Consider the following 19,723-nt stretch of genomic DNA (forward strand, 5'->3'; position numbering starts at 1 on the left):
TCCCCCTTAGAGGAGGGGCCATGTCAAGAGGAACCAGGAGCCTCGCGGCACTCTGCGCGGCCGGCGTCCTGCTGGCGGCGTCCGCCTGCGGCGGCTCGTCCGGCGACGACGGAAGCGTCGAGCTGCGCTTCGGCTGGTGGGGCAACAACGACCGCGCCGCCGCCACCCAGCGCGTCATCGCGGCCTTCCAGGCAAAGAACCCCGGCATCAAGGTCAAGGGCTCCTACACCGACTTCAACTCCTACTTCGACCGCCTGGCCACCGAGGTGGCGGGCGGGCGCGCGCCCGACGTGATCGCGCTCGGCGGCGCCTACCCCCGCGAGTACGGCGACCGCGGCGCCCTGCTCGACCTGGCCAAGACCGGGCTCAAGACGGACAAAATCGGCGCGGCGGCGCTGGACAACGGCAAGTTCGGCGGCGTCCAGTACGGCGTACCGACCGGCGTGAACGCCATCGCCACGGTCGTCAACCCCGCCGTGTTCGAGAAGGCGGGCGTGCCGCTGCCCGACAGCGACACGTGGACCTGGGACGACTTCAAGCGGATCGCCAAGGAGCTGGCCGCCAAGGCTCCGGAGGGCACGTTCGCGCTGGCCGACCCCACCAGGACCGACATGCTGGACGCGTACTCGCGCCAGCGCGGCGAGGCGCTCTACACCGCCGACGGCAAGGTCGGCATCAGCGAGAAGACGCTCGTGGACTGGTGGAGCATGGCGCTGGAGCTGCGTGACGCCGGGGCGACCCCGCCGGCCTCGCAGACGGCCGAGCTCATCACCCAGCCCGCGCCGGAGCAGTCGCTGATGGGCCGCGGCCTGGCGGCGCTGCAGTTCGACTGGAGCAACCAGGTCGGCGCGCTGAGCAAGGCCGTCGGGCAGCCGCTGAAGCTGATCAGGCTGCCCGGGGAGACCGGCGCCACCCAGGCCGGCATGTGGCTCCAGGCGTCGCAGATCTACAGCGTCAACGCCAAGTCCGAGCACCCGCAGGAGGCGGCCACGTTCGTGGACTTCCTGGTCAACAGCCCCGAGGCCGGGAAGATCATCCTCGCCGACCGGGGCATCCCGGCGAACTCCGACGTCCGCGCCGCCATCCAGGACGTGCTCGGCGAGGGCGAGAAGGTGCAGGCCGCGTTCATCGACGAGCTGACCCCGAAGGCCGGCCCGCCGCTGGTCATCGGGCCGACCGGGTCCACCGACACGCCGAAGATCCTGGACCGGGTCAACGCCGAGGTGCTGTTCGACCGGCAGCGGCCGGCCGCCGCGGCGGCGGACTTCGTCAAGCAGGTCGGGACGGCGATCAAGCAGTGAGCGCGGGCCGCATCGACCGCCGTGCGCTCGTCGATCGGCACGCGGTCGAGGTGACGGGCATCGTGCCGGAGTCGCCGCTGTCGGTGGGCAACGGCGAGCTCTGCTACACGGTGGACGTCACCGGGCTGCAGACCTTCCCCGATCGGCACCCGGTCGAGGATCGTACGGGCGGCGTGCCGGGGACGCTGCTGGCCACCATGTCGTCATGGGGCTGGCACAGCGTGCCCGGCTCGTACGAACTCGCCGAGACGACGCGCACGTACCGGACGCCGCGCGGGCCGGTCCCGTACGTGGACATGCGCGGCGACCTGAGCGGCGCAGGAGAGCGGCCCGCGTCCGGCGCCGAGTCGTGGCTGCGCGCCAACCCGCACCGGCTCGACCTCGGCCGGATCGGGCTGGCCGCGGCCGGGGGTGAGCCGCTGTCGCCGGCCGACCTGAGCGGCGTCCACCAGCGGCTCGACCTGTGGACCGGCACGATCACCAGCCGTTACCGGCTGCGCGGCGCGCCGGTCCACGTCACGACCGCCTGCCATCCGTCGCGCGACGTGCTGGCCGTGCGCGTCGAATCGCCGCTGCTCGCGGGCGGGCTGGGGGTGCGGCTGGCGTTCCCGTACGGGTCGCAGGACTGGGGGAACGCGGCCGACTGGACGCGCCCGTCCGCCCACTCGTCGGTGCTGCGGCGCTGGGAGCGCGGGTTCACGGTGGAGCGGGTGCTGGACGGGACCGCGTACGACGTGACGGTGGCACTGACCGGCGGGGGAGCGGCGGTGGCGACGGGGCCGCACGAGTTCCTGGTCACGTTCACGGAGCCCGCCGCCGAGCTGGTGATCGCCTTCCGCCCCGCGCCCGCCACCGGCCTGCCGGCCTTTCACGAGGTGGTGGCGGCGTCCGGCGGTCACTGGAGCCGGTTCTGGAGCACGGGCGGCGCGGTGGACCTGTCGGCCGCCCGCGACGACCGCGCCCCCGAGCTGGAGCGCCGCGTGGTGCTGTCGCAGTACCTCACGGCCGTCCACTGCGCGGGCTCCCTGCCCCCGGCCGAGACCGGGCTCATGGCCAACAGCTGGCGCGGCCGCTTCCACCTGGAGATGCACTGGTGGCACGGCGCGCACTTCCCCCTCTGGGGACGGGCCGGGCTGCTCGAACGCAGCCTCGGCTGGTACGCCGCCGTCCTCCCGCGAGCCCGCGCGACCGCCAGGGACCAGGGCTGCCCGGGGGCGCGCTGGCCCAAGCAGACCGGCCCGGACGGCAGGGAGAGCCCGAGCCCGATCGGCCCCTTCCTGATCTGGCAGCAGCCGCACCCGATCTACCTGGCCGAGCTGGTACGCCGCGCGACCGGCACCGAGCACGCCCTGGAGCGCTACGCGGACCTCGTCATGGACACGGCCGCGTTCATGGCCGGCTACGCGGTCAAGGGCCAGGACGGGTACGCGCTCGGCCCGCCGCTGGTGCCGGCCCAGGAGTCGTACGCGGAGCTGCGCGCGGAGGCCGTCAACCCGACGTTCGAGCTCGCCTACTGGTCGTGGGCGCTGGACGTGGCGCAGCGGTGGCGGCGGCTGCTCGGCCTGCCTCCCGAGCCGTCCTGGGCGGAGGTGTCCGCCGGGATGGCCCGCCCCCTCGTGCGCGACGGGGTCTACGCCGCGATGGCCGCCCCGCCGTACACGGTGCGGGACGACCACCCGTCGATGCTGTACGCACTGGGCCTCGTACCGCCGACCCGGCTCATCGACCCGGCGACCATGCGGGCCACCCTGCACGACGTCCTGGCCACCTGGCCGTGGGAGACGGCCTGGGGCTGGGACTTCCCGGCGATCGCCATGACCGCCACCAGGCTGGGGGAGCCGGAGACCGCCCTCCGCGCCCTGCTGATGCCGGTGGCCAAGAACGCCTGCCTGCCGAACGGCCACAACAGGCAGAGCGCCACCCTGCCCGCCTATCTGCCGGGGAACGGCGGCCTCCTGGCGGCGGTCGCCCTCATGGCGGCCGGCTGGGACGGCGGCCCGCCCGCCCCCGGCTTCCCGGACTCCTGGGCCGTCGCCCACGAGGGCCTGTCGCCGCTGCCGTGAGCGCGGTCAGGTGGCGTAGGGGTCCTGGCCGGCCCGGACCCGGGCGGCGAAGGACTTGAGCGCCTCCAGCGCGACCAGGTACGTCATCGGCCCGAACGAGACGCGCGCCACCCCGAGCGCGGCCAGCCTGCCCAGGCTCATGCCGGGCAGGCACGTGACGCTGACCGGCCCGGGGGTGGCCTTGACCAGCTCGGCGATCACCTCTTCAGAAGGGGCCATGATGGGGAAGACGCAGTCGGCGCCCGCCTCCAGGTAGCGGCGGCCGCGCTCGGCGACCTCCTCGACCGGGGCCGAGCCGGTCAGGAACAGGTCCACCCGCGCGTTGATCACCAGGTCCGCGTTCGCGGCCCGGAGCGCGGCGATGCGCGAGACCTGCGTCTCCACGTCCACGAGCCCGCCGGCCCGGTGGTCGGTGTCCTCGTAGTTGAAGCCGGCCGCGCCGATGGCGGTGAGCCGGGCGGCGAGCTCCTCGGGCGGCAGGCCGTAGCCGGCCTCGGCGTCCACGGTCACCGGGACGCCGACGGCGCGGATGATCCGGGCGGCGGCGTCGAACATCTCGGCGGCCGGCGCGCCCTCGTGGTCGTCATGACCGAGCATGGCGGCGATCGACGCGCTCGCGGTCGCCAGGGCCGGGAAGCCCGCCTCGGCCACGATGGTGGCGCCGGCCGCGTCCCACACGTTCGGCAGGAGCAGCGGGTCGCCCGGCTTGTGCAGGTCGCGGAGCAGCGTGGTCTTGGTGTTCGGCATGACGGTTCCCTCGTCGTCGAGTACGTGTCCCAGATATGACTCGGCAGGGCCGTCGTTTGTGACAACTCGCGAGCCGCCGAGTACCGGCACGGCGCAGCGGGAATGGCATCCGTGGCCGGAAGCGCGTGTGCCGACAGGAGGCTCAGCCCGTGGCGATGACCAGGTCGATCGAGGAAGCAGGGCGCTCGTTCGCCACCCCCGCCGCCTACACCGACGAGACGCGCCTGCACGAGGCGCTGGCGCTGCTGCGCCGCGAGTCCCCGGTGCACCGCGTGGACGTGCCCGGATACAACCCCTTCTGGGCGATCACCCGGCACGCCGACGTGCTGGAGATCGAGCGGCGGAACGACCTGTGGCTGAGCGCCCCGCGCCCGGTCCTGCGCAGCGCCGAGGTCGACGCCGCGCTCGACGAGCGCCGCGCGAAGGGGACGGGGCTGAAGACGCTCGTCCACATCGACGACCCCGAGCACCGGGTCCTGCGCGCCATCGGAGCCGACTGGTTCCGCCCCAAGGCGATGCGCGCCCTGGAGGTGCGGGTGCGCGAGCTGGCCAGACGCCACGTCGACCGGATGGCGGAGCACGGCGGCTCGTGCGACTTCGTCCAGCAGGTCGCGGTGCACTACCCGCTCTACGTCATCCTGTCGCTGCTCGGGCTGCCGGAATCGGACTTCCCGCGCATGCTGCGGCTCACTCAGGAGCTGTTCGGCCAGGACGACAGCCGCAGCAGGCGCGGCGGGGCCGCGCAGCACCACACCTCCGTGCTCGACGACCTCTTCGCCTACTTCAGGGAGCTGACGGCGGCCCGCCGGGCCACGCCCACCGGCGACCTGGCCTCGGTGATCGCCAACGCCCGCGTCGACGGGGAGCCGCTGAGCGACTTCGAGGCCGCCTCGTACTACGTCATCATCGCCACGGCCGGGCACGACACCACCAGCTCGACCATCGCGGGCGGGCTGGAGGCGCTCATCCGGCACCCGGCCGAGCTGCGGCGGCTGCGCGAGGAGCCCGGCCTGCTGCCGCTCGCGGCCGAGGAGATGATCAGATGGGTCAGCCCGGTGAAGGAGTTCATGCGCACGGCCGCCGCCGACACGCACGTCAACGGGACGCCCATCGGCAAGGGCGAGTCCGTGCTGCTGTCGTACCCGTCGGCCAACCGGGACGAGGACGTCTTCGCCGAGCCGTTCCGCTTCGACGCGGGCCGCGACCCCAACCGGCACCTGGCGTTCGGGTCCGGCGTCCACTACTGCCTGGGGGCCGCGCTGGCCCGCATGGAGATCCGCGCGCTGTTCGCCGAGCTCATCCCGCGCCTGGACGGCATCGAGCTGGACGGCGAGCCCGTGTGGCTGGCCACCACGTTCGTGGGCGGGCTCAGGTCCCTGCCCGTCCGCTACCGCCTGCGCTGAGGCGGGCAGGGACCTGTTACTCAGGCGGAGAGCAGCACGAACCCCTCGTAGCCGTCGGCCGCCACCTGCTCGCACTTCTGCCGGTACACGCCGACACCGCCGACGTACGGCATGAACACCCGGGGCTTGCCCGGGATGTTCGCGCCCATGTACCAGGAGTCGGCCCGCGGGTAGAGGGTGTAGCGGGCGACCTCGTCCACGTGCGCCGTCCACGCGTCCTCCGCCACGGGATCGGCGTCGATGGCGGCGATCCCGTCGGCGCGCAGCCGGGCCACGCAGCCGGCGATCCACTCCACGTGCTGCTCGATGGAGACGATCATGTTGCTCAGGACGGACGGGCTGCCCGGCCCGGTGATGGTGAACAGGTTGGGGAAGCCCGCCGTCATCAGGCCCAGGTACGTGCGCGGCCCGGCCTCCCACTTGCGCCTGAGCGACAGGCCGCCCTTGCCGGTGAGGTCGATGGACAGCAGCGGGCCGGTCAGGGCGTCGTAGCCGGTGGCGTAGACGATCAGGTCGGCCGAATGCTCGCCGCCTGCCGTGCGCACGCCGGCCGGGGTGATCTCCTGGATCGGGTCCCGGCGCACGTCGACCAGGGTCACGTCGGGACGGTTGTAGGTGGCGTAGTAGCCGGTGTCGACGCAGATGCGCTTGGTGCCGATCGGATGGTCGTGCGGCGCCAGCAGGTCGGCCACCTCGGGGTCGTCGACGATGTCGCGGATCTTCGAGCGGACGAACGCGGCGGTGAGCTCGTTGGCCTCGGGGTCGACGACGATGTCGCCGTACGCGCCGAGGAAGGCGACCCCGCCGCGCGCCCACCGGGCCTCGAACTCCCGTTGCCGCTCCTCGTCGCCGTCCTCCAGCACCGATCCGGTGCCGGCCGCGGTCATCAGGCCGTTCGCGGAGTTGCGCATGGTGTCGCGGATCCGGGCGTACTCGGACTTCACCCACCGCGCGTACTCCGGCTCCATGGGCCTGTTGTGCGCGGGCACGCTGAAGTTGGGGGTGCGCTGGAAGACCGTGACGTGCGCGGCCTGCTCGGCGATCACCGGGATGGCCTGGATGCCGGAGGAGCCGGTGCCGATGACGGCGACCCGCCTGCCGGTGAAGTCCACGCCCTGGTGCGGCCACCGCCCGGTGTGGTAGCTGGGCCCCTGGAAGGAGTCACGGCCGGGGAAGGCGGGGACGCGAGCGGCCGACAGGCAGCCCACGGCGGTGATGAGGTACGTCGCCGACACCCGGTCGCCGCGGTCGGTCTCGACCCGCCACACGTTCGCGCTCTCGTCGAAGGCGGCCCGCGTCACCCGGGTCTCGAACCGGATGTCGCGCCGCAGGTCGAAGCGGTCGGCGACGTGGTCGGCGTAGCGCAGGATCTCGGGCTGGGAGGGGTAGCGCTCGGTCCACTCCCACTCCTGCTGCAGGTCCTCGTCGAAGGAGTAGGAGTACTCCATGCTCTCCACGTCGCAGCGGGCGCCGGGGTAGCGGTTCCAGTACCAGGTGCCGCCCACGCCCTCGCCGGTCTCGAAGACGCGGACGGACAGGCCCAGGCCGCGCAGCCGGTGCAGCATGTACATCCCGGCGAGCCCGGCGCCGATGACGACGGCGTCGTGGTCGGCCGCACCCCTCATCGCAGGACCCCGTCGATCGCCTCCACCACCGTCGTGATCGCCGCCGCGCTGCCCGGCAGTACGTTCACCATCGTGAAGAAGGCGTGCATCTGGCCCGCGCACCGCTTGGCCTCCACCGGCACCCCGGCCTGGCGCAGCCGCTCCGCGTAGGCCTCGCCCTCGTCGCGGAGCACGTCGTGCTCGGCGGTCAGCACGACGGCGGGCGGCAGCCCCGCCAGGTCCTTCGCCCGCAGGGGAGAGGCGTCGGGGCGCGCGCGGTCGGCCTGGTCGGGCGCGTAGTGGTCCCAGAACCAGATCATCGTGTCGCGGGTGAGCATCAGCTGGTTCTCGGGGTCGGTGTAGGAGGCGTTGTCCAGGTCGCAGTCGGTCACCGGGTAGACGAGCACCTGCAGCGCGATCGGCGGGCCGTCCTCGTCGCGGGCGCGCAGGGCCACGACCGCCGACAGGTTACCGCCCGCGCTGTCGCCCGCCACCACGATCGGCAGGCCGGGTAACGACGCGGCGGCCCAGGTCAGCGCGGCATACGCGTCGCTGCCGGCGGTGGGGTAGCGGTGCTCGGGGGCGAGCCGGTAGTCGGCCAGGACGACGGTGCAGCCCGTCCGGTGCGCGAGCGTCCTGCCCAGGGTGTCGAACTCGTCGATGGCGCCGATGACCCAGCCGCCGCCGTGGTAGTACACGATCACGCCGCGCGGCGTCCCGGCCGGCACCAGGACGCGGGCCCCGAACGAGCCGCCGTCCTCGGCCTGGATCAGGGCCTCCTCGACGCGGGCCATCTCCGGGCCGGGGCCGTACATGTCGCCCAGCATGCCGCCGAGCGCCCGCGCCTCCTCCGGGGTCATCTCGTGCAGGGGCCGCACGCCTGCTTCGCCGAGCTGCTTGAGGAACTGGATCGTCGCTTCATCCAGGGACATGGGACGTCACCTCACCGGAGCTGTGCCTTCGGACGACATCGTCTGATCGAGTCGTCTGATCGAGTGTCACCCGGGAGGGCCGCGGCGGCAATGGGGCATATGCCCGTTTCGTGGGTCAGGCGGGCTGGTAGTCGCGCAGGTAACGGGCGACCTTGTCGGTGTAGGCGCGCCAGCGCTCGGGGATGCCGTTCGCCCGCCTGAGCGGGGCCACGCCGCTGCGGTAGAGGGCGGCGAGCTTCAGCGCGGGGTCGCCGGGCAGGGTCTCGACCTCGGGGCCCAGCGTGCACAGGAACCGGCCCATGGCGACGATCGACAGCTCTGGGCTGAACGGCGGCTCCGGCTTCGGGCTCTGCAGGCCGTTCGGCTGCCAGTGCCAGAGCACCTCGGGGGTCCACCTGGCGATGCCGTACTCGTTCTTCACCTTGTCGGACAGGCCGGGATCGTAGCCGGACTCCGCCTTGAGCATCGCGGCGATCAGCGCGGGGCTCAGGCCGGGCTCCCTGCAGTACGTGCCCGCCCGCACGATCAGGTCGCGATACTCGGCGGGGATGTCGGAGCCGGCGCGCAGCCAGCCGACGGCCGGGCTCACAGTCGCCGGGCTGACCGTGGCTGAGCTTACTGGGGTCGGCGCGCTCGACGAGGTGGCGCCGGATCGGGGGGCGGGCGGATCGGCGGCCCTGGCCAGGCTGACGGCCACGGCGGTGGCCGCCGCGGCCACGACGACCGCGGCCGCGCCGCCGGCCAGCGCCGTCCGCCGCCGGCCACGCGGCCGTTCATCGCTTTCACCCGGTTCCGCCGCGGCGGACGGTGAGGGCGGCGTGGGCGGCGTGGGTGGCGGCGGCGGGTCGTCCGGCGACGACAGAGCGGCCAGGTACGTGTCCGCGTCCGGCCACCGCGTCTCCCGGTCGGGATCGAGGGCGCGCATCACCACGGCGTCCATCCCCGCCGAGACCTCCGGCCGCAGCGCACTGGGCGGCACCCGCTGCTCCGGCCTGGCCGGCACCTTGCCGGTGAGCATGTGGTACGTCAGCGCGCCCAGCCCGTGCACGTCGGCCCGCGCGTCCGGCGCCCCGTCGAAGTAGACCTGCTCGGGCGCCTGGTAGCCGGGCGAGCCCGCGGGCATCGTCAGGCCGCTCAAGTGGTCGGTGGACCGCGCGATGCCGAGGTCGGCCACCATCACCCGCTCACCGCCCTCGGGGCGCGAGCAGAAGAGCACGTTCGACGGCTTCAGGTCGCGGTGGACGACCCCGATGCTGTGCAGCACGGCCACGCCCTGGCAGATCTCGCCCATCAGGCCGAGCGCCTCGTCCATGGCGAGCGGCCCGCCGGCCAGGCGCTCCAGGAGGGTGCCGCGATCGGCGTACGTCATCACGAAGTAGGGCCTGCCGTCATCGAGCTCGCCGATGTCGAAGACCTGCACCAGCAGGTGGGAGTCGGCCCTGCGCAGCAGCCGCGCCTCCTGCTGGAAGCGGGCGCGCACGTCGGTCTGGCGGGCCCAGTTGTCGGCGAGGATCTTCACCGCCACCGGCGAACGCAACGCGTCGTCGTGGGCCAGGTAGACGGAGGCGAATCCCCCGACCCCGATGAGCTGCTCGATCCGGTAGCGGCCTGCGTGGGATGGAGCCGTCATTCCGCTCATCATGGTCGATCATCGTGGATCCGTCCACGTGCCCTGGCAGCTACCAGGTTACGTAACCCGCCCTCCGCCCGGCACGATCGACCTGGCCCCTCGAAAGCGGCCTCGAACGCGGGAGGTGGATCCATCATGAGGCTCCGGCAGGCATCGATCGCCCTGCTCATCGCGCCGATGATCGCCGCGGCCGTCGCTCCGGCCGCGCAGGCCGCCGCCGGCGACTCGCAGCCGTGCGGCAAGCCGTACCGGCATGTCAACGAGGTCTACTTCCGCGGGGGCGGAAACGACCAGCCCGACGGCGGCCTGCGCGAATGCCGCGGCCCGGGACGGCCGTTGCCTGTATGACCTCGACATCTTCGCTGGTTCGCGAGTAAGGTCCGGCCGATGCACAGCACCATCCTGATCCAGCAGGCGGCGGCGCCCACCGACGACCGGCCTTATTCGCTGGAGCTCGCGCCCGGGGAGCAGGCGTTCTTCGGGCGCGGGACGCCCGGCTCCCCGGTGGACATCATGCTGGACGACCCCGCCGTCTCCCGGCGCGCGGGCCGGATCGTCGCGGTGGCCGACTACTGGCTGCTGTCCAACCTGAGCACGTCGAAGACGTACGTCGTGGAGAACCCGGAGGGCGGCGGCGAGTTCGTGAAGGTGCCGCCGGGGCGGGTCGGGGCGCCGATCCCGTTCGAGTTCTCGCGGGTGAGCCTGCCCGCGGTCGACGGAACGGTGTCGTTCCTGGTGTTCGCGCCGCAGCAGGTGCACGTGCCGCCGGGCAGCGCGGACGGCGGCGCGGCCACGCAGGTCGCCTACCCTCTCGACCAGAACGCCAAATACTTCCGCATCCTGGTCGCCCTGTGCGAGCCGCGCCTGCGCGACCCGTCGACCTCCCGCATCCCGACGATCCCCGAGATCATCGAACGGCTGCGCGACCCGGGCCTGAGCCGCACCGCCATCGGATTCCACATCGGCTACCTGGCCGAGAAGAAGCTGCACGTCAAAGACCCGCAGGGGAGCGAGGGCAAGGCCGACTGGCAGCGGCACGCACTGGTCTCGCTCGCGCTCAGGTTCGACCTGGTGACGAGCGAGCACCTGGCCCTGCTGCCGGTGCCCGGCCGCTGAGCGCGGCCGGACCCGGTCACGCCATTCAGGGGATCTTGTACGACTGCTGCTTGCCGCAGTAGCTGATCCCGATCGGTGAGCTGCTGAAGCGGCACACCTGCACGATCACCGCGTCGATCTTCGTGACCCCCGCCGGATCGGACAGCCCGAACGAGAGCGCGATCTTCCCGTCGTCCACCTTGACCGACTCCCGGTCCACGAGCGTGCCGCCGTTGTAGCCGGCGAAGGTGGCCTGCGAGTACATGCCGTCCGGCGCGCAGGGCGAGATGACGCCGTCGTCCGCCAGAGCCCCCTCGACCTGGACGATCGGCCTGATGACCGGGCCCTGGACCCGTTCGAGCGTCCCCTCCGTGACGCCGCGGCGGCACTGGTCGCCGGAGTCCGCGGCGAACGGCACGCCCGCCGCCGCGACGACGGGTTGTGCCCCCAGCACGCCCGCACTGACCACGGCGCCCAGAACCAGCCAACCTCGTAAGCGCATGACATCGACCTTTCGTGTCGGTGTGATCCGGTCCCCTCCGTCGCGAACACCAGATCTTCGCCGGGGCCCGGCAGATACACCACACACCCGATTCGGCGCCGGCGCTAGGCGACCGAGCCGAGGACGGGCTTGCCGGCCCACTCGTAGGTGACGTACACGACGCCGGCCTCGGTGGCGGTCGAGCCGGTGTGCTTGAGCCCGGCCGGGGCGGTGCCCTCGGCGAAGAGCCGCTTGCCCTCGCCGAGGATGACGGGGAAGACCAGCAGCCGGTACTCGTCGACCAGCTCGGCCCGCTGCAGCGTGCGGATGAGGTCGCTGCTGCCCTGGACGATGATCTCGCCGCCGGTGCGCCTCTTGAGATCGGCGACCGTCTCGGCGGCCTCGCCCACCAGGACCTCGGTGTTGCGCCATTCCGCGGTCATCGGGCTTCTCGTGGCGACGTACTTGGCCATGCCGTTGATCTTGGCGCCGCCCTCCTCGTCGGGCACGCCCGGCCAGTGGGAGGCGAGGATGTCGTACGACCTGCGGCCCAGCAGCATGCCGTCCGCGCGCTCGAACTGCTCGCCCATGATGCGGCCGAAGCCCTCGTCCACGTGCGGGGCCAGCCAGCCGCCGAACGGGAAGCCGCCGGCGTCGTCCTCGCCGGGCCCGCCGGGAGCCTGCATGACGCCGTCCAGCGACACGAACGTCGAAACCACCAGTCTGCTCGCCATCGTCGCTCTCCTTCACATCTCACGCTGTGGGACGCGGGTCCGTGCGGTCCCGCCGTTCTTCTGAACCAGAGCTTGCCGGAACCCGTTTACGGATTCCTTCAGGTTTCCCTTAGGCGCAGGCGGCGGCCGGGCGGGTGCGGCCCATCACATGAGGTAGCGCAGCCACAAGTAGGGAGCGACCAGGGCGACGGTGACGGCCGTGACGATCAGGCCGTACTTGGTGAACTGCCAGAAGCTGATCGGGGTGCCGTTGCGGGCGGCGATGCCGAGCACGACGACGTTGGCCGCGGCCCCGACGGCGGTGGCGTTGCCGCCCAGGTCGGCGCCGAAGGCCAGCGCCCACCACAGCACGTCGTGGCCGCCGGTGGCCTGGACGAGCTGCTCCACGATGGGGCTCATCGTGGCGACGTACGGGATGTTGTCCACGATCGCCGACAGCAGGGCAGAGACGCCCAGCAGGCCCATCGTGGCCAGCTCCAGCCGCCCGCCGGTCGCCGCCACGGCCGCCTCGGACAGCGCGCCGATGACCCCGGTCTCCACCAGGGCGCCGACCATGACGAACAGCCCGGCGAAGAACACCAGCGTGGGCCACTCCACCTCGGCGATGGCCTGCTCGGTGGTCACCTTCGTGGCCGCCACCAGCACGCCCGCGCCCAGCAGCGCGACCACGGACGGCTCGTAGTGCAGCACCGGGTGCAGCACGAACGCCGCCATCACCAGCGCCAGCACCGCCAGCGACTGCCACAGCAGCCGGCGGTCGGCGATGGCCTCGCGCTCGTCCAGCGCCATGACCTCGGCGGCGCGCTCCGGGTCGTAGCGGAACGACCGGCCGAACATCAGCCAGCACAGCCCGACGAACACCGCCACCAGCACGATGACCATGGGCGCCATGTGGAGGAGGAAGTCGTTGAAGCTCAGCCCGCCGCGGCTGGCGATGATGATGTTCGGCGGATCGCCGACCAGGGTGGCCGCACCGCCGATGTTGGAGGCCATCGCCTCGGCGATGAGGAACGGCGCGGCGCTGACGGCCAGCCGCTCGCACACCAGGAACGTCACCGGCGCGATCAGCAGCACCGTCGTCACGTTGTCGAGCAGCGCCGAGGCGCCCGCGGTGATCAGCACCAGCAGCACCATCAGCCGGAACGGCCGGCCGCGGGCGCGTTTGGCGGCCCAGATCGCCAGGTACTCGAAGACGCCGGTCTCCTTCAGCACGCCGACGATGACCATCATGCCGAGCAGCAGGAAGATGACGTTCCAGTCGATCCCGGTGTGCTCGGAGAAGAACGCGGCGCCCGCGCCGGTGGCGTGGATCGCCAGCATGATCCCGGCCCCGCCGAGCGCGGCGGCGACCCGGTGCACCTTCTCGGTGGCGATCAGCGTGTACGCGGCCAGGAACACCGCCACGCTCACCCAGGACAGCACCGTCATGAGGCGGCGGAGATCTCGTAGGCGCGCACCGGCACATCCTTCGGGTCGACATGACAAGGACCTGCCGACCAGACTTCCCGGCACACCTGTGACCAACGTATCAAGAACCGTCAAGATCGCAGCCGGAGAGGCGCCGCCCCCGTGGCCGGCGCCTCTCCGGTGCCCGGTCAGCCGCCGCAGGCGGTGCGCAGGTTGTAGAACCAGGACAGGTACGTGGTGTGGACGTCGCGGCCCGCGACGCGCAGCATCGAGTCGTCGGCGTTCTCCAGCGTGGTGAAGTTCGCGCTGCCCGTGTAGACGCGGGGCGTGATGTCGTCGTCGTAGAAGCCGTCGATCATCATGATCTTGGTGTGCGGCACCACCGACCGGCTGCCCACGGCGAACCGGCACGGCCTGACCTGGATGTACTTTCCGTTCGAGGCCGGCCGGGCGAGGATGTCGCGGATGGCCTGGGTGACGTTCTTCCTGGCGCTCTCGTCGTAGAACACGACGTCGATCCAGCAGTTCTCGCCGCGCAGCCTGAGCAGCTCGTTCGCGATCTCGACCCGGCTGTGGTTGAAGGCGGTCAGCGCCAGGCGGATGTCGGTCTGGCGGGTGACGCCGCCGGCGTCCTTGTAGCTGCACTTGACGAGCTTCAGCACGTTGGCGATCGGGTCGCCGCTGGAGGTCAGGCGGGGGAAGAAGTGTCCCTTGTAGGCCGTGCCGGTGGGGGTCGTCCAGAAGTAGCCGGGGTTGACCGGCTGCAGCCGCCGGGCCCGCAGGTCCTGGAAGTAGCGGACGTAGCCGTCGTACACCACGGCGTCGGTCAGGGTGAACGCGTCGTTGTAGGAGTTGTACAGGTACCAGTCCGACAGGTTCGACGAGGTCTGGAAGACCACCTTGGCGTGCGTGACGCCGTTCACCACGACGCTGGAGAAGGTGGCGAACTTGTCGTGCAGGTAGTTCCTGGCGATGCAGCCGCGGTCGGCGCTCTCGTTCGGGTACTCGCACCGCACGGCCCAGGATGAGGCCGTCTCCGTGGTGCCGAGCGCGGCGCTGAGCCGGCCGAACACGGTGTCGTTCCGGCCGTCGTCCTGGCTGTCGAGTACGACCTGCACGGCGGCGCCGCGCGCGTGCGCGGCGACCAGCTCAGCGGCCACCTCGCTCGACCTGTCGCCGGGGGCGAACTCGTGCATCGCGAAACGGATCTCACCGCCCGCCGGTACGGCCTTGATGAGCCTGATGAGCTGGTCCATGACGGCCGACTGCTGGGCGCTGGGGCTGTGCGCGACCCCCGTGTCGGCCGTCGGGTCGTTGAACACCGGTGCGTTCATGACGGGAGGGCCGGTGACGTCGGCGCCTGCCGCGGTGACCGGCGCGAGGGCGAGGCATAACGCCAGGACGAGGGTGACGACTGCTGGTCTCTTCACTGCCATGACGGGCTCCCCGGAGGTGCGGCGTGTGATGTCAGGGTCGAACGGTCATCTCTGTGACGATGAGCTGTCAACCGGCCGCGATCGCCGGGCCGCCATCAGCACCGCGAGCCCTCTCGGCTGCTTGCGCGTCCGGTCGCCCCACTCGATCGGTCGGTCTGACCGGCATGCTGGGGCCCGCGGTGTTGAGGATGTGTTGAGGCCGCGTTGAGCGGCTGTCAGGGGGTGGCGGTGGTCGTCACGTTCGGCTCCCCGGGGTCGCCGGGCGCCGGGCGCTGCTTCTCCCGCCTGCCGGAGACCGGCTGGTAGCGGATGAGCAGGCGCAGGTGGGATCGGCCATCGGGGTGTTCGAGGCTGACCCAGTCGCACAGGTGCAGGACCGTCCACAGACCGAATCCGCGGCCGGAGACGTAGTCGGGGGCGAGGGTGAGGTGTTCGTCGCTGAGCGTCCCTCCGCTGTCCACGATGTCGATCCAGATGCCCACCGGGTCGGCGTACGCGGTCAGGGTGCCGCTGCCGCCGCTGTGTTCCAGCACGTTCGTGGCCGCCTCGTTGACCGCCACGACCAGATCCTGTAATCGCCGCTCGGGCATCCCCGCCCGGGCGGCATAGTCACGGAGCCGGCGGCGGAGGAGGGCCAGATCCCAGGTGATCGGGCAGCGCAGCTCCAGATGGTCGCTCATGGTGGTTCCTCGCAGGCTTGGAAACCCGTCACAGTCCCATTGTTCCCTCATCGGCGCCGCGAGTCGGTGCCGATGATGACATCGGCCATCTTGGTAAGGAACCGCTGTCATCCGAACGGGCCTCCCAGACGGTAGTCATCGCCGGAGAGCACGGAGACGCGAGACGGAGACGATGGATGGACGACGGGTTCGCCGAGTACGTGGCGCACCGGCACCTGCCGCTGTGCCGGATGGCCTATCTCCTCGTCAGGGACTGGGGCACTGCCGAGGACCTGGTGCAGACGGCGCTGGCGAAGGCGTGGGTGGCGTGGCGGCGGATCGAGGGCAACCCCGACCCGTACGTCTACCGGATCATCGTGAACACCCACGCCTCCTGGTGGCGCAGGCGCTGGCGCGGTGAGATCCCGGCCGGCACCGTCCCCGACACGGCCGATCCACGCGATCCGGCCGCCGAGGCGGACGACCAGGCCGCGATGTGGACCGCGATCGGCACGCTGTCCGCCCGGCAGCGGGCGGTGGTGGTCCTGCACTACTTCGAGGGCCGGACGCTCACCCAGGTCGCCGACATCGTCGGTTGCTCACTGGGAACGGTGAAGACCCAGCTCAGCCGGGCGCTCACCCGTCTCCGGGTCGATCCGGACATTCAGACCATGAACCTGGAGAGGGTGCAGCGATGAGGCATTCGGAGAGCGACCTGCGGCAACTGCTGACCCGGCAGGCGGGCGAACGGGCGGGGAGCGAGCCGGCCCCGCACCTGGGCGCGATCGTCCGGCGGGGCCGGCGCATCCGCCGTACGCGGCGGGCGGTGACGGCGGGCGCGGCGCTGGCCGCCGCCGTGACCGCGGCGGTGCTGGTGACCGGGCCCGTCCCGCTCGGCGAGGCGGTCGTCGCCGCGCATCCGGTGGACACGGTCCTGGTCAAGCCCGGTCCGACGCTGTCGGAGAAGTACGAGGTGCGGCTCGGCGCGACGAGGTACGACCTCCCGCTCCTGCACTCCGAGCGGTTCGAGACCATGGGCGGCGCCAGGACGGTGACGTTCAGGCCGGTCAGCTTCTCCACGGGGCACAAGGTGGTCTGTGACGATCCGCGGGCGTGGGTGGTCATCGTGGAGAAGCTCAAAGGCGGCGAACCGGGCGGTGGAGTGGGACGGTGCGGGACGGAGATCGGCGGGCATCATGACCGGCTGTCCGCGCCCACCGGCTGGCTGAAGCGCCCGCAGTCCGTGCGGATCTGGGTCTTCCCCGCGGACGCCCGGGTCCGGGAGGTGGCCGAGGCCGTCACGGGGTGCCCGCCGATCGGGAAGTCGAAAGAGTGCGACGAGATGGCCCAGTCCCGGGCATTGATGGATCCGGAGGTACGCGAACGCCTGTCGGCCGAGATCGGCGAGCGGCCGGGCGCGTGGGCCGTCGGAATCTACGACGGCCCCGCCGGGGACCAGCCCGAACCGAGCGGCAAGCTCGGATCCGGGCCGGTCGGATAACCCGGTCACGCGCTCCTTCAGACCGCGGCGGTGAAGGTGTGGGTGCCGGCCCCGACCTCCCTCACGGCCGAACCCGGCAGGTCCACCTCGGCGTCCGCGCCCGGCGGCACCGTCGCGGTGACGGTCAGCGTGCCGTCCGCCAGCGTCCAGGACACCGACGCCGGCCCGTACGGGGTGTCCAGCCGCGCGGAGGCGTGCGTCAGGTCCCCGCCGGGCCTGGGCGCGATGCGCAGGCGGCGGTAGCCGGGCGCGGCGGGCGCGAGGCCGGCCACGGTCCGGTGCAGGAAGTCGGCCACCGCGCCGAGCGCGTAATGGTTGAACGACGTCATCTCGCCGGGGTTCACCGAGCCGTCGGGCAGCAGGCTGTCCCAGCGCTCCCAGATGGTCGTCGCGCCCATCGTCACCGGGTAGAGCCACGACGGGCAGTTGCGCTGCAGGAGCAGCTCGTAGGCGGTGTCGAAGGCCCCCACGGAGCACAGCGCGTCGCACACCAGCGGCGTGCCGACGAAGCCGGTGGCGATGCGGTGCTCGTCGCCCGCGACGAGCTCGACCAGGCGGCGCCCGGCCCGTTCGCGCTGCGCGGGCCCGTCCAGCAGGCCGATGGTCAGCGCCAGGGCGTAGGCGGTCTGGGTGTCGCAGGCCAGGCGCCCCGACGGCGTGACGAACTCGCCGCGGAACGCCTCCCGCACCGCCCGCGCGAGCTCCGTGTAGTGCCGGGCGTCGGCGTCGTGGCCCAGCAGCCCCGCCGTGTCGGCCACGACCGCGGCCGTCCACGCGTGGTAGGCGGTGGCGACCAGCGCGTGGTCGGTACGGGCCTTGCCCGGGTTGTCCGGCGGCGCGGCGGGGTCGAGCCAGTCGCCGAACTGGAAGCCCTCGTCCCACAGGTGGTCCTCGCCGGTCAGGGACGCGACCTGGTCCACCCACGCCTTCATGCTGGCGTACTGCTGCCGCAGCAGTTCGAGGTCGCCGGAGCGCTGGTAGAGCGTCCACGGGACGAGCACCGCGGCGTCGCCCCAGGCGGCGGTGGGTGAGACGTCGAACGCCAGCGGCACCCACGGCACGTAGTGCGGCACGGTGCCCAGCTCGGCCTGTTCGGCGGCCAGGTCGGCGAGCCAGGAGGCCAGCGGGCCCGTGCAGTCGTAGAGGAAGGCGGCGGTGGGCGCGAAGACCTGGATGTCGCCGGTCCAGCCGAGGCGCTCGTCGCGCTGCGGGCAGTCGGTCGGCAGGTCCACGAAGTTGCCGCGCATGCTCCACACCACGTTGTCGTGCAGGCGGGTGAGCTGCGGATCGGAGCAGCTGAAGTCGCCGATGCGGCGCATGTCGGTGTGGCAGACGACGGCCTGCACGTCGGCGGGGTCCAGCTCGCCGGGCCAGCCGTCGATCTGCGCGTAGCGGAAGCCGTGCGTGGTGAAGCGCGGCTCCCACTCCTCGGGCGTCCCGCCGCCGCGCAGCGTGTAGCGGTCCTCGGCGGTGGCGGAGCGCAGCGGGCGCAGCGCGAGGGCGCCGTCCTCCAGGACCTCGGCGTGCCGCAGCGTGACGGTGTGCCCGGCCGGGCCCTGGACGCGGATGCGCAGGCGGCCGGCGATGTTCTGGCCGAAGTCGAGGATGGCCTCGCCCTGCGGCCCGGTCAGCACGGCCACCGGGCTGAGCGTCTCGGTCCTGCGCACCGGCGGCCCCGACGGGGCGATGAGCGTGGCCGGGTCGTGCCCGATCACGTCGGCGGGCAGCCAGGAGGAGTCGTCGAAGCCGGGCTCCGACCAGCCGGACGGGAGCAGACGGGCGTCGTGGTGCTCGCCCTCGTACAGGCTGGCCGCCGTGACCGGCCCCGGGGCGCTGCGCCAGCCGTCGCCGGTGACCACGAGGTCGGTGCCGCCGTCGGCGTAGGTGATCTCCAGCTGGGCGATGAACGCGGTGCGGTCGCCGTACACGTCGGTCTTGCCGCCGAGGAAGCCGACGCGGCCGCGGTACCAGCCGTCGGCGAGGGTGGCGCCGATGGCGTTGCCGCCCTCGCGCAGCAGGGCGGTGACGTCGTGGGTGCGGTAGCGCAGCCGGTGGGCGTAGCTGGTCCAGCCGGGGGCCAGGACGTCGTCGCCGAGGACCTGGCCGTTGAGCTCGGTCTCGTGCGTGCCGTGGGCGGTGACGTACAGGCGGGCGCGTTCGACCGGGCCGCGTACGGTGAAGTCGTGGCGCAGCAGCAGCGCGGGCCCGTCGGGCACGCCGAGCAGCTCCAGCGGCGGCGCCGCCGCGCCCGCCCGCCAGTCGGCCGGGTCCAGCAGGCCCGCCTCGGCCCAGGACCAGGGGCTCCAGTCGCTGACCGAGCCGTCGTGGCCGTGTACGCGCACGCGCGCGCCGCGCCGTTCGCGCGAGGCCAGCTCCGCGCCCGGCCAGGGGACGAGCACCGGCTGCTCGGACTCGACCGGCCCGGTCGAGGTCCCGTCGCTGAGCTCGATCTCGTACGCCCGCTGCCGCCAGCCGGGGGTGCCGGTCGCGACGGTCCACGACAAACGAGGCGCTCTTTCGCCGATGCCGACGGGGTCCCGGTGGTGCTCGAAGGCGGGCGCCGAGACGGTGAGCGATGTGACGTGCGGCAAGGTGCTCCTTAGGTCAGCCCTTGATGGCGCCGGCGGTCATACCGGCGACGATCTTGCGGTTGAAGAAGACGAACAGCAGCAGCGGCGGGATCGTGATCAGGACGATGTCCATGAACAGCAGGTTCCACTGCGTGTTGTA

17 protein-coding genes are annotated in these 19,723 nt (G+C 72.2%); 7 read left to right on the forward strand and 10 right to left on the reverse strand.

Going from position 1 to position 19,723, the window contains the following annotated elements; all coding sequences use genetic code 11:
- Positions 1 to 20 precede the first annotated feature (20 nt).
- Positions 21 to 1,301, forward strand: a complete 1,281-nt coding sequence (locus ABEA43_RS27800; protein ID WP_345566306.1) for an ABC transporter substrate-binding protein — start codon at positions 21 to 23, stop codon at positions 1,299 to 1,301.
- A complete protein-coding gene (locus ABEA43_RS27805; protein WP_345566309.1) occupies positions 1,298 to 3,364 on the forward strand; it encodes a hypothetical protein in 2,067 nt (688 codons plus the stop codon). Before ABEA43_RS27800 ends, ABEA43_RS27805 begins: the two co-directional genes overlap by 4 nt.
- A 6-nt stretch (positions 3,365 to 3,370) precedes the next feature.
- Here the strand turns inward: ABEA43_RS27805 and ABEA43_RS27810 are convergent, their stop codons facing one another.
- Positions 3,371 to 4,111, reverse strand: coding sequence for an isocitrate lyase/PEP mutase family protein (locus tag ABEA43_RS27810; RefSeq protein ID WP_345566310.1), 741 nt, complete (start codon positions 4,109 to 4,111; stop codon positions 3,371 to 3,373).
- 155 nt (positions 4,112 to 4,266) lie between these two features.
- Between ABEA43_RS27810 and ABEA43_RS27815 the strand changes: the two genes are divergently transcribed.
- A complete protein-coding gene (locus ABEA43_RS27815; protein WP_345566339.1) occupies positions 4,267 to 5,514 on the forward strand; it encodes a cytochrome P450 in 1,248 nt (415 codons plus the stop codon).
- Between the two features lie 20 nt (positions 5,515 to 5,534).
- On the opposite strand, the gene ABEA43_RS27820 is transcribed toward ABEA43_RS27815, so the two are convergent.
- The 3 genes from ABEA43_RS27820 to ABEA43_RS27830 form a co-directional block, all read right to left on the reverse strand.
- A complete protein-coding gene (locus ABEA43_RS27820) occupies positions 5,535 to 7,139 on the reverse strand; it encodes a flavin-containing monooxygenase (RefSeq protein ID WP_345566312.1) in 1,605 nt (534 codons plus the stop codon).
- Positions 7,136 to 8,050: an alpha/beta hydrolase gene (locus ABEA43_RS27825; protein WP_345566314.1), complete on the reverse strand. Its 915-nt coding sequence runs from the start codon at positions 8,048 to 8,050 to the stop codon at positions 7,136 to 7,138. The genes ABEA43_RS27820 and ABEA43_RS27825 overlap by 4 nt, the downstream gene beginning before the upstream one ends.
- 115 nt (positions 8,051 to 8,165) lie before the next feature.
- Positions 8,166 to 9,680 (reverse strand): protein kinase domain-containing protein, encoded by a 1,515-nt coding sequence (locus tag ABEA43_RS27830; protein ID WP_345566316.1) that lies wholly within the window; start codon positions 9,678 to 9,680, stop codon positions 8,166 to 8,168.
- A 135-nt stretch (positions 9,681 to 9,815) separates the two neighbouring features.
- On the opposite strand from ABEA43_RS27830, the gene ABEA43_RS27835 reads away from it, so the two are divergent.
- Both ABEA43_RS27835 and ABEA43_RS27840 read left to right on the forward strand, forming a co-directional pair.
- Complete coding sequence (locus tag ABEA43_RS27835; RefSeq protein ID WP_345566318.1) at positions 9,816 to 10,028, forward strand: hypothetical protein; 213 nt, start codon at positions 9,816 to 9,818, stop codon at positions 10,026 to 10,028.
- Between the two features lie 39 nt (positions 10,029 to 10,067).
- Positions 10,068 to 10,796, forward strand: a complete 729-nt coding sequence (locus ABEA43_RS27840) for an FHA domain-containing protein (protein WP_345566319.1) — start codon at positions 10,068 to 10,070, stop codon at positions 10,794 to 10,796.
- Between the two features lie 25 nt (positions 10,797 to 10,821).
- On the opposite strand, the gene ABEA43_RS27845 is transcribed toward ABEA43_RS27840, so the two are convergent.
- From ABEA43_RS27845 to ABEA43_RS27865, 5 genes are all read right to left on the reverse strand, one after another.
- Complete coding sequence (locus tag ABEA43_RS27845) at positions 10,822 to 11,277, reverse strand: hypothetical protein (protein WP_345566320.1); 456 nt, start codon at positions 11,275 to 11,277, stop codon at positions 10,822 to 10,824.
- 104 nt (positions 11,278 to 11,381) lie between these two features.
- Positions 11,382 to 11,990, reverse strand: coding sequence for a dihydrofolate reductase family protein (locus tag ABEA43_RS27850; protein WP_345566323.1), 609 nt, complete (start codon positions 11,988 to 11,990; stop codon positions 11,382 to 11,384).
- Between the two features lie 144 nt (positions 11,991 to 12,134).
- Positions 12,135 to 13,418 carry an ArsB/NhaD family transporter gene (locus ABEA43_RS27855; RefSeq protein ID WP_345566324.1) on the reverse strand — a complete coding sequence of 428 codons (1,284 nt, stop codon included), beginning with the start codon at positions 13,416 to 13,418 and terminating at the stop codon, positions 12,135 to 12,137.
- A 167-nt stretch (positions 13,419 to 13,585) separates the two neighbouring features.
- Entirely contained in the window at positions 13,586 to 14,833 is a 1,248-nt protein-coding gene (locus ABEA43_RS27860; protein ID WP_345566326.1) for a phospholipase D-like domain-containing protein, read from the reverse strand.
- 215 nt (positions 14,834 to 15,048) lie between these two features.
- Entirely contained in the window at positions 15,049 to 15,513 is a 465-nt protein-coding gene (locus ABEA43_RS27865) for an ATP-binding protein (protein WP_345566328.1), read from the reverse strand.
- 176 nt (positions 15,514 to 15,689) lie between these two features.
- Here ABEA43_RS27865 and ABEA43_RS27870 point away from each other — a divergent pair, with 176 nt between their 5' ends.
- Complete coding sequence (locus ABEA43_RS27870; RefSeq protein WP_345566331.1) at positions 15,690 to 16,190, forward strand: SigE family RNA polymerase sigma factor; 501 nt, start codon at positions 15,690 to 15,692, stop codon at positions 16,188 to 16,190.
- Positions 16,187 to 16,993 carry a hypothetical protein gene (locus tag ABEA43_RS27875; protein WP_345566333.1) on the forward strand — a complete coding sequence of 269 codons (807 nt, stop codon included), beginning with the start codon at positions 16,187 to 16,189 and terminating at the stop codon, positions 16,991 to 16,993. The genes ABEA43_RS27870 and ABEA43_RS27875 overlap by 4 nt, the downstream gene beginning before the upstream one ends.
- A gap of 17 nt (positions 16,994 to 17,010) precedes the next feature.
- On the opposite strand, the gene ABEA43_RS27880 is transcribed toward ABEA43_RS27875, so the two are convergent.
- A complete protein-coding gene (locus ABEA43_RS27880; protein WP_345566335.1) occupies positions 17,011 to 19,584 on the reverse strand; it encodes a family 78 glycoside hydrolase catalytic domain in 2,574 nt (857 codons plus the stop codon).
- Positions 19,585 to 19,723 lie beyond the last annotated feature (139 nt).

Source organism: Nonomuraea rosea, from assembly GCF_039539705.1.
GTDB lineage: Bacteria > Actinomycetota > Actinomycetes > Streptosporangiales > Streptosporangiaceae > Nonomuraea > Nonomuraea rosea.

Excerpts from the sequence above, each read along its gene's own strand:
- ABEA43_RS27800 (WP_345566306.1), top strand. The coding sequence starts at position 21 with ATGTCAAGAGGAACCAGGAGCCTCGCGGCACTCTGCGCGGCCGGCGTC.
- ABEA43_RS27810 (WP_345566310.1), bottom strand. The coding sequence starts at position 4,111 with ATGCCGAACACCAAGACCACGCTGCTCCGCGACCTGCACAAGCCGGGC.
- ABEA43_RS27815 (WP_345566339.1), top strand. The coding sequence starts at position 4,267 with ATGACCAGGTCGATCGAGGAAGCAGGGCGCTCGTTCGCCACCCCCGCC.
- ABEA43_RS27820 (WP_345566312.1), bottom strand. The coding sequence starts at position 7,139 with ATGAGGGGTGCGGCCGACCACGACGCCGTCGTCATCGGCGCCGGGCTC.
- ABEA43_RS27825 (WP_345566314.1), bottom strand. The coding sequence starts at position 8,050 with ATGTCCCTGGATGAAGCGACGATCCAGTTCCTCAAGCAGCTCGGCGAA.
- ABEA43_RS27830 (WP_345566316.1), bottom strand. The coding sequence starts at position 9,680 with ATGACGGCTCCATCCCACGCAGGCCGCTACCGGATCGAGCAGCTCATC.
- ABEA43_RS27835 (WP_345566318.1), top strand. The coding sequence starts at position 9,816 with ATGAGGCTCCGGCAGGCATCGATCGCCCTGCTCATCGCGCCGATGATC.
- ABEA43_RS27840 (WP_345566319.1), top strand. The coding sequence starts at position 10,068 with ATGCACAGCACCATCCTGATCCAGCAGGCGGCGGCGCCCACCGACGAC.
- ABEA43_RS27845 (WP_345566320.1), bottom strand. The coding sequence starts at position 11,277 with ATGCGCTTACGAGGTTGGCTGGTTCTGGGCGCCGTGGTCAGTGCGGGC.
- ABEA43_RS27850 (WP_345566323.1), bottom strand. The coding sequence starts at position 11,990 with ATGGCGAGCAGACTGGTGGTTTCGACGTTCGTGTCGCTGGACGGCGTC.
- ABEA43_RS27855 (WP_345566324.1), bottom strand. The coding sequence starts at position 13,418 with ATGACGGTGCTGTCCTGGGTGAGCGTGGCGGTGTTCCTGGCCGCGTAC.
- ABEA43_RS27860 (WP_345566326.1), bottom strand. The coding sequence starts at position 14,833 with ATGGCAGTGAAGAGACCAGCAGTCGTCACCCTCGTCCTGGCGTTATGC.
- ABEA43_RS27865 (WP_345566328.1), bottom strand. The coding sequence starts at position 15,513 with ATGAGCGACCATCTGGAGCTGCGCTGCCCGATCACCTGGGATCTGGCC.
- ABEA43_RS27870 (WP_345566331.1), top strand. The coding sequence starts at position 15,690 with ATGGACGACGGGTTCGCCGAGTACGTGGCGCACCGGCACCTGCCGCTG.
- ABEA43_RS27875 (WP_345566333.1), top strand. The coding sequence starts at position 16,187 with ATGAGGCATTCGGAGAGCGACCTGCGGCAACTGCTGACCCGGCAGGCG.